The organism is Psychrobacter sp. G, assembly GCF_000418305.1.
Classification (GTDB): Bacteria; Pseudomonadota; Gammaproteobacteria; order Pseudomonadales; family Moraxellaceae; genus Psychrobacter; species Psychrobacter cryohalolentis.
This window is the reverse complement of the sequence record NC_021661.1, coordinates 2,465,225-2,477,775: the sequence shown is the minus strand read 5'-3', so window position 1 is coordinate 2,477,775 and position 12,551 is coordinate 2,465,225. Positions and strand designations below refer to the sequence as shown.

13 protein-coding genes are annotated in these 12,551 nt (G+C 43.4%); 7 read left to right on the top strand and 6 right to left on the bottom strand.

Translation table 11 applies throughout. The annotated features are described in order from the left end of the window. The first annotated feature begins 77 nt into the window (after positions 1-77). From PSYCG_RS10350 to PSYCG_RS10330, 5 genes are all read left to right on the top strand, one after another. Positions 78-920 carry an undecaprenyl-diphosphate phosphatase gene (locus tag PSYCG_RS10350; protein ID WP_020444152.1) on the top strand — a complete coding sequence of 281 codons (843 nt, stop codon included), beginning with the start codon at positions 78-80 and terminating at the stop codon, positions 918-920. A gap of 65 nt (positions 921-985) precedes the next feature. Beyond that, positions 986-1,876: a class I SAM-dependent methyltransferase gene (locus tag PSYCG_RS10345; protein WP_020444151.1), complete on the top strand. Its 891-nt coding sequence runs from the start codon at positions 986-988 to the stop codon at positions 1,874-1,876. Between the two features lie 40 nt (positions 1,877-1,916). After that, positions 1,917-2,156 (top strand): hypothetical protein, encoded by a 240-nt coding sequence (locus tag PSYCG_RS10340; protein WP_020444150.1) that lies wholly within the window; start codon positions 1,917-1,919, stop codon positions 2,154-2,156. Positions 2,157-2,409: 253 nt separating this feature from the next. Beyond that, a complete protein-coding gene (ubiA, locus tag PSYCG_RS10335) occupies positions 2,410-3,333 on the top strand; it encodes a 4-hydroxybenzoate octaprenyltransferase (protein ID WP_020444149.1) in 924 nt (307 codons plus the stop codon). Positions 3,334-3,382: 49 nt separating this feature from the next. Then, the gene (locus PSYCG_RS10330) at positions 3,383-4,000 is read left to right on the top strand and encodes a DUF4112 domain-containing protein (protein ID WP_051130974.1); all 618 of its coding nucleotides are present in this window, start codon (positions 3,383-3,385) and stop codon (positions 3,998-4,000) included. A 116-nt stretch (positions 4,001-4,116) separates the two neighbouring features. Here PSYCG_RS10330 and PSYCG_RS10325 read toward each other — a convergent pair whose 3' ends face one another. The 5 genes from PSYCG_RS10325 to ispZ form a co-directional block, all read right to left on the bottom strand. Further along, positions 4,117-4,743, bottom strand: a complete 627-nt coding sequence (locus PSYCG_RS10325) for a hypothetical protein (protein WP_020444147.1) — start codon at positions 4,741-4,743, stop codon at positions 4,117-4,119. A 59-nt stretch (positions 4,744-4,802) separates the two neighbouring features. Beyond that, on the bottom strand, positions 4,803-6,896 hold the full coding sequence (mnmC, locus tag PSYCG_RS10320; RefSeq protein WP_020444146.1) for an FAD-dependent 5-carboxymethylaminomethyl-2-thiouridine(34) oxidoreductase MnmC: 2,094 nt from the start codon (positions 6,894-6,896) through the stop codon (positions 4,803-4,805). 99 nt (positions 6,897-6,995) lie between these two features. Next, positions 6,996-7,490, bottom strand: coding sequence for a hypothetical protein (locus PSYCG_RS10315; protein ID WP_020444145.1), 495 nt, complete (start codon positions 7,488-7,490; stop codon positions 6,996-6,998). After that, positions 7,487-7,816, bottom strand: coding sequence for a YciI family protein (locus PSYCG_RS10310; RefSeq protein WP_011514295.1), 330 nt, complete (start codon positions 7,814-7,816; stop codon positions 7,487-7,489). Before PSYCG_RS10310 ends, PSYCG_RS10315 begins: the two co-directional genes overlap by 4 nt. A gap of 155 nt (positions 7,817-7,971) precedes the next feature. Then, entirely contained in the window at positions 7,972-8,523 is a 552-nt protein-coding gene (gene ispZ, locus PSYCG_RS10305; RefSeq protein WP_011514294.1) for a septation protein IspZ, read from the bottom strand. Positions 8,524-8,677: 154 nt separating this feature from the next. Here ispZ and PSYCG_RS10300 point away from each other — a divergent pair, with 154 nt between their 5' ends. Both PSYCG_RS10300 and PSYCG_RS10295 read left to right on the top strand, forming a co-directional pair. Next, the gene (locus tag PSYCG_RS10300; protein WP_020444144.1) at positions 8,678-9,559 is read left to right on the top strand and encodes a PHP domain-containing protein; all 882 of its coding nucleotides are present in this window, start codon (positions 8,678-8,680) and stop codon (positions 9,557-9,559) included. A 166-nt stretch (positions 9,560-9,725) separates the two neighbouring features. Then, positions 9,726-11,246, top strand: a complete 1,521-nt coding sequence (locus tag PSYCG_RS10295; protein WP_041772306.1) for a sensor domain-containing diguanylate cyclase — start codon at positions 9,726-9,728, stop codon at positions 11,244-11,246. Between the two features lie 51 nt (positions 11,247-11,297). On the opposite strand, the gene truD is transcribed toward PSYCG_RS10295, so the two are convergent. Then, positions 11,298-12,467: a tRNA pseudouridine(13) synthase TruD gene (gene truD, locus PSYCG_RS10290; RefSeq protein ID WP_020444142.1), complete on the bottom strand. Its 1,170-nt coding sequence runs from the start codon at positions 12,465-12,467 to the stop codon at positions 11,298-11,300. Positions 12,468-12,551 lie beyond the last annotated feature (84 nt).

Genomic DNA, 12,551 nt, shown 5'->3' with positions numbered 1-12,551 from the left:
GACAATAACAGTATTACGAATATAACAATATAAAACAAACGCCTTTACTGTTTTCGGAATTTCTTAGGAATAATTTTGTGGATATTATTTTATTAATTCAAGCTGTCATCATGGGTATCGTTGAAGGTATCACTGAGTTTTTGCCCATCTCTAGCACGGGATATTTAATTCTATCCGCCGATTTGATGGGTTTTTGGACCAAAGAAAAAGTCGATTTGTTTGTGGTGGTGGTGCAGTTTGGTGCTATTTTGGCGGTCATATATGATTATTGGGGCAGACTCTGGCAGGCACTGATGGGTTTGCTGACGGGTAAAGCAGAAGGCATGAGTAATCCTCGTCAGCTAGGACTTAGCCTGATTGTCGCGACTATTCCGGTGATGATTGTTGGTTTCACTTTTGCTGATGAGATAAAAGCCTATTTATTTAACCCTATCGTCGTGGCGATTATGCTGATTATCGGCGGTTTGCTGATCTTTTATGTTGAGAATCGCCCGAAAGCCATTATTGCAGAAGAAGCAGAAGACGTTAGCCTAAAAACAGCTTTGATGATAGGTTTGCTGCAATGTTTGGCATTGATACCCGGTACATCACGCTCAGGTGCGACGATTATTGGTGCGCTGTGGCTTGGTGTCTCACGTAAAGCCTCCGCTGAATTTTCATTCTTTTTGGGTATTCCGGTTATTATTGGTGCGGCTCTACTAGATTTTATTAAGCATCGTGACGTTTTAACCAGTAGCGAAGATTGGTTAGTGCTAGGCATTGGTACTGTCGTATCGTTTATCGTGGCCTTGCTTTGTATTCGCTTATTGGTCGCTTGGGTCAGTCGCCGTGACTTTAAAATCTTTGCATGGTTGCGTATTGTCACCGGTGTATTGGTACTCATAGCCGCTTGGGGTTTTGGTTATCAAATGGCAGGCTAAGTTTGTTGGTGGAATGTTTTGATGGTAATTCATGCGCTTGTAAATACTAGAAAGGAATGGCGGTCATGACCAATTTGAAGCAAGTGCTGACTGCTGAAATGAGCTGCCAACTACTTTATGTTAATGAAACGCAGGCCAGTCAAGTCGAAAGCTTGCAGGCACTCATAGCTGAGCATAAGCTACCCATTATTTTGAATACTGAACTGGTGACAGAGAAATTAAATCAAAAACGTCGCCAGCAGTTAAGCCAGATAGCTACCCAACCTATATTGCTGTTAGATGAAAAAGATAAACTTTCATGGTTGAGTGATGGGTTAAGCGTTGCCCCTGAATGGGATAAAATGCAGCGGCGCGTAGTTAGTGCAGGGCGTAAGTCTGAGCTTTTATTACAAGCAGCGAAATTGACCGCAGATAGTCAGGTCATTGATGCAACTGCTGGTTTTGGTCATGATAGTCTGATACTGGCGAGTACCGGAGCCCAAGTTACCATGCTTGAGCAGCAGCCATTGATGGCGTTATTGTTGCTTGTAGAGCAGCTGCGTATGAGTACGCTGCCAAATTGGCAAAAGCTGATGTCACGTTTGCAGATTATTAATACCGATGCGCTTACTTATTTTGCAAGGTTTAATAACTATCTAGGGGCTGATAACGAGCAAGCCATTGATGTGATATATCTTGACCCTATGTTTCCAGAAGACAGTTATCAAGATAGCAAGACGGGGAAGGGCGCGAAAGTCGGTAAGCATATGCAAGCGTTGCATCAATTAGCGCATCCGCCAACGTTAGATGAAGAGCAGCAATTACTACAATCTGCACAAGCCGTTGTCAGTCAAAACGGTCAAAAACAAGGTCGCGTCATCGTTAAGCGTCCACAATTTGCGCCGTCACTTGCTGATCAACAGCCAAGTGAAAGCTGGAATAATGAAGCAGTACGTTTTGACGGTTATTTCGTTTAATAATATCAAATAAGACAGCTTATAAATTTAGGAGCAGGGAATGTCTGTATTAATCATTTGGGTGATGGGTGCGGCGCTATTGTTAATCAATATTATGCTGCGTACCAGAATCTTGCGCCTTGAAGCACGTCTAAAAGAGTTAAGTAATCCTAAAGAGCAATTGGCATTTTTACGCCAGCAAGCTGCACAAAAAGAGAAAGTTGCTGCGATTAAAGCCTTACGCAAGCAATATCCCGAGCTATCACTCATTGAAGCCAATACGATGTGGCAACAAGTCTAGTGGCATTATTAGTATCAAAAAAAGTATAGTCGATTCAATTTAAAAAGAACACAGTACTGCTGGGATAAATTTTACGAAGCCTCTGGAGTGCGAAGCGCACGACAACCGAGAGAAATTTATCCCAGCATAATGCTATTCTAAACGTAACTCTTTTATATTGAACTCACTATAGCGTACGCCAAGTTCTATGTACTAAATTGCTATGCACTCAAATCATTATTTACTATTTTCTATCCATGATAATTAAAACGCCATGACATTTAACGACAAGCTACAAGCTTATATTCAGCTGACACGTTTTGATAAGCCAGTAGGTATTGAACTGCTACTATGGCCAACATTATGGGGTGTATTATTCGCTGCGATGGGGCAGGCGCAGCAACAAGGTGCAGGCATTACGGCAGGGCTACCCAGTTTCAGTATCTTTGTGATTTTTGCCCTTGGAGCGATATTGATGCGAGCAGCAGGCTGTGCGATTAATGATTTTGCCGACCGTAAAGTCGATGGTCACGTAAGCCGTACTAAAGGTCGTCCGTTAGCTGATGGACGTCTGTCTGCTAAAGAGGCAATTGCAGTTTTTTTAGTATTAGTATTATTGAGTGCCAGTCTATTACTGTTTTTACCCATTCAAGTATTCTATTGGTCGTTTGGTGCCGTCATATTGGCGTTTATTTATCCATTTATGAAACGTTATACGCATTTGCCGCAAGTCTTTTTGGCAGCGGCTTTCGGCTGGGCGATACCGATGGCATATGTCGCGATACAAGGCGCGCCTGATATCTGGTGTTGGTTGTTATTCCTTGCTTATATGTGTTGGACAGTTGCTTATGATACTCAATATGCAATGGCTGACCGAGAGGATGATATAAAGATAGGGGTTAAATCAACCGCGATATTATTTGGTCGTTATGATGTGATTATCATCTCGTTACTACAGATGTTGTTTTTAGTTATCATGGGCGCAATCATGTGGCATTATTTTGCGCCGACCAGTTTAGGTATTACGCCAGTCTTTGGCTTAGCGTTAGTCGCGATGATGTTTGCTAAGCAAAACAGTGCGTGTGCCAGTCGTAATGCTTTGGCTTGTTTTAAAGCATTTTTAGCCAATATATGGGTAGGACGTTACGTTTTTGTTCTTATAGCCATCGCTTGTATCTGGACGACTTTTAATGGATAAGATCAATAAATTTTCGAGACTAAAGACCAAGAAATCATCTGCGCATAATATGCCTAAGAGTGATTATGAGGCAAGATTGGCTGAACATGGACTAACACGCCAGCAGGTCATCGAGACGGAGCGTAAATTGGCAAAGTTTGCCAATACCATGGATTCGCTCGTACGTGTGCCTTTTACCAAGCAAGGTATGGGCGCAGATGCTGCGCTTTCGACCATTCCGCTGGCAGGAGATTTAGCAGGTCTGGTGTTAACCAGCTATGCGTTTATATTGGGTCGTCAGCTCGGTGTACCCGCGCATAAAATGACGCCCGCTGTTAGATTGGCACTGATTGATATGGTCGTTGGTATCGTACCGGGTATCGGGACGCTGCTTGACATCTTTATTCGTCCTAGTCGTAAGACCTTAGGCATCGTGCATGAGCATCTACAAAACGAGTATGGCATCACCGAAACCATACATATGGATCGACCGTTTTTGCATCAATCACTTGAAGATAAGCAGCAGAGTCGTTTTGGCGCTTTTTGGCGCAATCCAATAGTTACTTGGCTGTATCTGCATATTCCTGATATGTTGGGGCTCATTGTCATTGTTATTATCGGTTGGGGTTTGTGGTCATTGATGAGCTGGCTGGTGAGTCTGTTTGGTAAAACTACTGGATTTGGTTAAATAACAGAAAAATGGGTCAGTTAGGCAATAAAAAAGGCAGCAACGATATCAACGTTTGCAGCCTTTTTTATTGCCATTTCCACTAACTTTACGACATATTTTTATACTTATAAAGCTTATTCAGTAATCACTTCTGCATCGGCACTAATGGCATCAAAGCTTGTCATTTTATTATTTTGAATAAAATCTACTGTACCACCGCCAGCATGACTAACTAGCTGAACATTGCCATCACTTGAGCGATAGGTAGGATTATTACCTTGACCCTCAGGCGCGCTTAAGGTCATTTTAGGTTTGTTCGGTAAGGTGATGATGGCATTAAGCATGCCCGCTGCTGAAGTCTCAAAAACGACTGATAATGATTCGCCCGAGGCACTTCGATATTTAACGTCAGTGATTTGCGCGCCTTTAATGGCTTGCTCTGGATTGGGCGCTGGAGCAGGGTCAATGACAGAGGTATCCGTTGTGCCAAGATTATCCTCTAGCTCCGTTAAGTTCACATCTTGTTCTGGATTCGTAGCAGACGCGTTGGCATTAATATCATCGGCAACATTGGGTGCATTAATGTTGGAAGTCACAGGTGTCGTTTGAGTTGCTAGTTCTGTGGTTGTTTCATTAGCTGTCTCAGGCTCTGGTGTTTTTTTGCAGGCAATCAACAGTGTTAAGCTTAAAAAAATGGCAGATACAGCTTGAAAATATGGTTTTGATTTTATAAAGGTAAAGGTAGAGGGAAGAGTTTTCATAATAAGACAGCTATCCATTAGTGAGGGTCATAATTAGGCATATAGCTAAGGTACTGAACCTAAATTAATGATTGACGTGTTTTATGCTTATGCAATTTATGTAGCCGCGCCCGATTGGGTGATAGGCGCGCCAACATAGCGGCAGATAAAGGGGTAAAACAGCCTAACATCATATCTGCTAAGGCTTCGGCACATATAGGTGCAATCGCATAACCTTTTGCACCCATTGCTGACATGCTCCATAAACGCTGACTTTGTGCAAGTAATCCGACCAATGGATGATAATCCATCGTTTGAGTACGAATGCCAGCACGCGCATGCCATGTACTGACATCATTTGGCAAGACGCTGCTTAATTCAGGCATATCTTCAATCAACTTGTCATAATTTTGCTGATTTTCTTCATCTCGGACATTGATATTTGCATCACCATCGATAAAGCTTGCACCAAGTAAAAAGTGCGGCTGATTTTCGCTAATATGGTTCAGTTCCGCATCACCGCTCTGTCCAATAAATGGCGCACAGTAGCCACTGTATTTGAGCGGCAATTTAGGCAATTGAGTCAGTTGCTGCGCAGTTGGCGTAAACCAAGACAGTTGCCCGCGAATCGTACGGCACTTAACGATACGTTTATCCAATTGATGGCTTTCATAAGCCGCGCAAATCACAACATGGTCAGCTGTGATAGTCAAAGAGGCTTGGCTCGCATTTTTATCCTCTTTAGAGCCTGTCAAAATGATACTGTTCTCGGTTTCCTTAATATTAATAATATTGAGCTGCTGATAGGTGATATTGGGGTGCGCAAGAATAACAGTTTTTAAGGCTTGTGGATTGACCAAACCGGACTGTGGCAGATACAAATTATGAGCTAAGTCTTTATCTTTTAAACCACTGATATCCTGTGCTTTTTCGGGGCTAACAGTGGTTGCCATAGCATCTGGATAATCTGAAATCTGCTCCGTACCAATATTAGTTTTCACCAATAAGTCTAATGTGCCGGTCTGCTCAAGTATCAGCGGCGATTTTTGGATAGCGGCCTGCTGATTAAAGTATCGATATAATCGACCACTGTATAAATAGCCAATAGAATGCAGATGCTCATAAACATGATGAATAGGCGTCATATTCGGGGCAAGTAAGGCGCGCGGATTACCAGATGCACCAGCCAGCGGTGCGTCTTTATCGAGCACTGTCACGCTTATACCACGATTGGCAAGTGACCATGCAGTCAGTAGTCCTGCCACACCAGCACCGATAACGACTGCATTATTAGGATAGTTGGACAAAGGCACCTTATTAGATAAGGTTGAAATAGGCTTATCTAAAGATGACATCTCGCTCATAACCGCCGTGAGCATCTCACGCTTAGACCCAAGCCCTTTGCTCTTTTTAATGACAAAACCCTGCGACTGTAATCCACGTTTGATGATACCTGCACAGTTATAGGTAGCAGCAGTCGTGCCAGCACGTGATAAGCGTTGCATGTGGCTAAAGATACGCTCTGTCCATAAGATCTCATTGCAAGAAGGCGCAAACCCATCTAGAAACCAGGCATTGATGTACGGACACTGAGTAGCTACTGTACTATCTAAACTTGCTAAGCTATCACTAGCATCACCTAGCCAAATATCAAGGGTTAAATTATCATCAATAAAATCTAGCCGATGACAACCAGCGATAAGAGGAGGATAACTGGTTAAAAGTTGCTCAATCAACATTGCCAGTTCAGGTGTGCGTTGTCCCAGTGGGGCAAGTATCTTTGCTAAGTCACGACAGGGGACGGGATGTTTTTCGGTAGTAATAAAGTGCAAACGGGCGCTTGCTAAGTGCGGATGTGTTAATCGAAGCTGTCGCCACAACTGCCAAGTCGCGAGTAAATTAAGTCCTGTACCAAAACCTAGTTCGTAGATCGTAAAGCATTGCTTAGGAATAAGGTTTGCCAATCGCGTGGGCAGCTGATTATGTGCCAAAAATACATGGTGAGATTTTGCTAAACCATCTGCTTGCGAAAAATAGGCATCGCCAAACTCACCTGATATTGGCACTTCATTACCAGCAGCATCAGTTTGCCACTCAATGTTGGCTGGAGAGATAACATGTGCTGGTGTCGTGCTTTTGATTGTATTAATAGCCATAGAAGCTGGTTTGGGCATAATTATTTATCAACCCCACAGTGGTCAAGCAAGTAGGAAGTGGAGCATCAAATCGGTAGACATCAATCCAATAGATGATTTCAATCGATAAAAATGCAACTACCAGCGTTCACGGCGAACAAATACCAGCCATGAGATGAAAATACCGACCAATAGGCTAAGCAAAACAGTAAATGCACCATATAAAAATAATTGACCTTGACTTTCATAAACCAAGACGTTTGCTTGCGTCTGCAAATCATTGACTTGGCGTTGTAGCTGGGCATTACGGCTTAGTAATTCTTGGTTGGCAGCCGATAAAGCTTTATTTGATGGTTGCAGCTGTGCCGCCAAGGTATCGTTAATATCGGTAGCAGGCTTTGCTGCGGTAGCCATTTCTATGACCGGAGCAGTTGTTTGAAGGTCGGTCGATTGAGGAGCGTTGCTAGCTGCAATTAGTGCTGGCACAATCCCTGCTGCGGGCTCGGTTTGAGTAGTCAGTGTTGGCGCTGCATGTACTGACATTGACAGGGAAGTAATGGATACTATGCCCGCAAAAGCAGTACTTGCAAGACCAGTTTTACGACTTTTTAATGAGAGTAACCGCTGAATCACGATGATGCTACCTCATTTGTTGTGCTGACATTCACTGCTGGTAGGGCTTGAATAAATGGCTTGATATCGACATGACTGTAGACACCGTCACGCAGATACGGCTCAGCGCTTGCCCAGTTCTGAGCTGCCTCAAGCGAGTCAAAGTCCGCGATAATCAGGCTGCCTGACATCTCGCTTTTCCCGTGCTCGATAGGGGTTGGACCGGCGATAATCAAGCGCTGCTCACGATTCAATACTTGTAAGCGCTCAACGTGCTCTGGGCGTGTCAGCTGACGTTGCGCGCTACTGCCTGCTACGTCATGACCAATAATGGCGAATAAAGACATGTTGCTTCCCCAATTAATAATAAAAATAGAGCGTTAGAATCAATAACTATCATGCGTCATTTTGTCTTATCAGACTTTATAAAGCATGATAGTTATCAGTGGCATTCAGAGATAACAAAATATCTACTATTAAGTTATCAGCTGCTATTTGACTTTTATTTAGCTGACTTATCCGTTAATGCAGGGTTCAGATGCTTTTTTAATAACAAAAACTGAGCAACTACGAATACCAGCATAAGCGGAATCCAGCCATAAGTTTTAAAGTTAATCCAAGCTTCATCAGACATGGTAAATGCCGTGATATAATGTAGGACCGCCATCATCGCAAAAAACAATGCCCAAGCAATGGTCAGTTTTTTCCAACCACTCATCGTGAGCGAAAAAACATCTTTCATTGCCAATTGCATCAAAGGTTTATTGATTGCGGCACTGACCAATAGCGTTAGCGCAAAAATACCGTTAATAATCGGTGATTTCCAGCGCAAGTAAATATCGTCACGCAACAGCAGGGTACCACCGCAAAAAACGATAGTTAACAATAAGACGACCCACTGCTGTTTGTCGAACTTACCCTTTTGACGCACAAAGTGAATCGCATAGACGATGATAGTAGCAACGAGCAATGCGCCAGCTGCTGCTAAAATACCATTGTAACGAGCAGCAATAAAAAACGCGATCAAAGGAATGAAGTCTAATAAGGCTTTCATAGCAAATAAAATGTCCAACTAAAACGTATGCGCTAGTTTACACGTCTACTGCGCCAAAAAAAAGCAATCAACACTATAATCCTCTGATATGAGCTGCTTTGGCACTTTTAACCTTATTTTACTCAAGAATATTCAAAACTCTAAGGCTTGCTTTATGAAAATTGATTTACATTGTCATAGTACCTGCTCTGATGGCACTTATGCGCCGGCAGAAGTGGTACAGCGCGCCCATACGGCTGGCATTAATGTATTGGCCTTAACCGATCATGATACCTTGCTAGGTATCGATGAGGCACGCGCCGCGGCAGAAGCTTGCAATATACAACTGATTAATGGCGTAGAAATCAGCTGTGAGCATACCTTGAGCGGCGGTTACGGTAAAAATAAATCTACCAATAAAATCATTCATGTACTTGGTCTTGATTTTACCGACCGCGAAAAAATGCACGCCACCCTACAACAGTTGCAAGACAGCCGCGCGACTCGCGGTCAACGTATTACAGAAAAACTCAGTAAGCTGCTTGGTATCGATTATGATGAGCTGTGGCAAGCTGTTCTTGCTAAAGCTAGTGGCAACCCGCAAGCAGTTGGGCGCGCACATATCGGGCAAGTGTTATTTGAACGTGGTGAAGTAAAGACGGTACAAAAAGCCTTTGATAAGTATTTGGCAGACAATAAACCTGCTTATGTGGCGATCGAGGCGCTGACGATGCAGCGCGGCATTGAGCTGATACAGGAATGTGGTGGCAAAGCGGTGTTGGCACATCCAACGCGGTATCAGCTGTCAGCGACGCGCGTCCGTAAGCTTATTGAAGAATTTGCACAGCTTGGTGGTGATGCTTGTGAGTTACCTGCCAATAGCGAGCCTGTCAGTACGCGTAAAATGGTTGACCGTAGTATTGCTGAGCACAAGCTTGCTGCATCGATAGGTAGTGACTTTCATGGGAGTAATATGCCATGGCGACGCTTGGGCGATGTCCCCAACATGCATCCTGAACAGCAAGGTATCTGGCAATCTTTTGCGACTTTATCTTAAATAGAAAACGGCTGCACTTATTGACCGATGAATCAATTAAACGGATTGATAAATAGATCAAAAATTGCCACACTCAATGATAAGTTCAGATTTAGTATCAATCATGACACCGGATGGATTGCTCTGGTTTTAACTCAATCACTTTCATTGTTTTCGGTAGCCCATTATGGCTTTTTCGATATCTCATCTAGGCTATAGAAAACTCTCTCGAGTTATTTTCGAGTGGCAGGCTGCTGATAGAGCATTGCTGCTAGCATTGTTTGTGTTGATGGAAATTACCTTACATTGGATCTGGTGCTTGTATGTTTGGTTTCGTAGAGAGACCTATAGCTCCTATGTTGACATGGCGCTATTGTATCCTTTATGGATTGGCATTACGCTGCTTGGACTCTTCTTTTTATGGATGATCAGTCGCTCATCGCCTATCAAAACCGGTCACGGCTCGCTACATACGTGGCAGGCGGTATTAATCACACTTTATAGTACTTATATTGCGGTGGTTATTTTGGTAATGGGGCATAGCAGCTTGGTGGCTGGGGTGTCGCTGGTGGGCGGGGCGATGCTGGGTATGATGCTTATACGGCGGCGTTATGTATGGAAGGCTTTTTTGGCTCATAGTATGCTGATTTTTTCGGCTACATTAATTCCCTATTTCGGCTTTACGATTCCCAACCTGCAACAAATGACAACGACCTCTTTTCCCTTGGATAGCTATAACTATTTGACCTATAGCGAGACCACGGCTATCGAAAATGCCATCTCTGCGTCCATATTCCAAAATGGGACACTTAGCTGGGATACGTTTAATCAACTGCGTTTTTCTTCCGCATTTTTTTGGCGCAGCACACATATTTATATGTCGCTGCCAAAAGCAATTTTTATCATCTATATGTTTCGCACGCTGCTGTTGATATTGGATAACAGTAAAGCGGAGATTATGCAGTATGCCAATCATGACGAATTGACTCAGCTGAAAAGTCGCCGTTATGGCTTAACGCAAATGCAGCAGGCGCTTTTGGCAATGGGAGATCAGCAGGACGTCAGTATTATATTATTAGACTTAGATTGGTTCAAAAATATTAATGACAATTATGGTCATGATGTTGGCGATCAAGTATTGTCTGAGGTTGCACAAACCTTATTGAATTCATTAACAGAAGAGGCGATTGTGAGTCGGTATGGTGGAGAAGAGTTTTTAATCGTGCTCCCAGATACCTCGCATGATAGCGTCATGACGATTGCTAAACAGCTGCGACGAGATATTGCTGAGCAAGTCATCAGTGGCGACAACCATACAGATTTTAATGTTACGGCAAGTTTAGGGGTTTATACCTTGACGCATGCTGAGCGTATTCATATTCAAAGTGAATATAGGGCTACTGAATTAGAAGAGAATATACAATCGCCAAATAATTCAAAAAAAGATCGTTCATCTGTTAAAGGGTTGCAAAAAAGTAGCTCAATACAAAACAGCTCGCAACGAAGAATTGCTCACAGAAGAAAACGAGTCGCCACAGAAATCGCGAAGGCGCAATTGCCCATCGACATTTGCCAGCGCTTGATTTGTATCGCTGATAAAGCACTATACGAAGCCAAGGATCGTGGACGTAATCAAGTCGTTAGTGCCAACGAGATACTAGCAGCAGAAAATAGCACGGTTATCTCATTTTATACCGCTAGCAAATAAATCAGTACTTTAATCTTTTAGATTCTTAACCAGTTATGACATAGATAATGTCTAGGTATGTAATTCTTGTACCAAACTTGCTAATACGCTGGTCGCAAAGCTACCGGTCGTCAAAGTAAAGTTTAAGATCAGTATCTGACCACCTTCTGTATCCTGCCATTCCCAACTTAATGCTTCAATAGGTAATCGCAGTGCTCGCCTTTGCGCCTTGATATCACGCTGCTCTAGACCTGTGGCTAGCTGCGTTAACAATGCACTATGCGCTATGATATCAGTTTCCATGGCTGCCGCTTTGCCGCTGACCTTCTCATTACCTGTACCCCACAGCACGGCAGTCGGATGAATATCGCCTGATTCAAGACGGGCTCGTAAGGTATCGTCTATCTCGTCGCTTGCAAATATCGAGCCTGAGCCATCTAGATTAAATACTTCACCTGCAAGTCCGTTGTTCCAACTACCATCACGGACACGTGCTGCCAATATCTCATTAAATATCAAACTGCGTGCCGCCGACAGCTCCATGGTATTTTGCTCGCGTGGCACGCGTTTACGTTTGCCTTTATTAGACGGCGGACGGGCCTCAGGTACAGGACGCGCAAACAATGATAAAGCTTCTCTAATATTGTTGCCACTGCGACCAAAGCGCTGCGGCCCAAAATAATTGGGCACGCCACTTTGACTAATAATCACTAAGTGCTGCTCGACGGCTTGCTTGGCAGACAATAGCTGTTCAGGTGATGGTGTATCAAAGCCTACAAATTCAATATCACGCAAGGTAATAATAAATTGATTGGCGCGGTGCGTGCCGCGATTGAGCTTTTTATTGTGCCACTGCTGCTCAAGGATAGTGATTGACTCATTAGCACCGATATCTACGGGCGCAAACTCAGAGTCTGGTAATTGCTTCTTTGGTATGCGCAGACTAAACCACTGCGTTGTTAGCGCATGACGGTCTTTCAGTCCTGAGAAGCCGACATCACGTAAAGGAATATCCGCCCATTCGGACAATAATTTGGCAAGATAAGCGGTATTCATCCCTGACTTTTGGATATGTAGCCAGAGATGCTCACCCTCACCGGTGAACTCTAATGGTAGCAACTCGTTAACAATAAAATCCGTGGTATGAGCCTTATAAGTAGCATGCTTTAACAGCGGCTGTATCGGCTGCGGTAAATTGGCAGTATCAGTAGCAGCGGTAATATCATGGTCTTGAACAGTCATAAGATAGTCTTTTACGTTTTATAGAACATTAATAGGGATTAAAAAAGCAGTCATTACGTTTTGCAACGTGGTCAATATACAAAA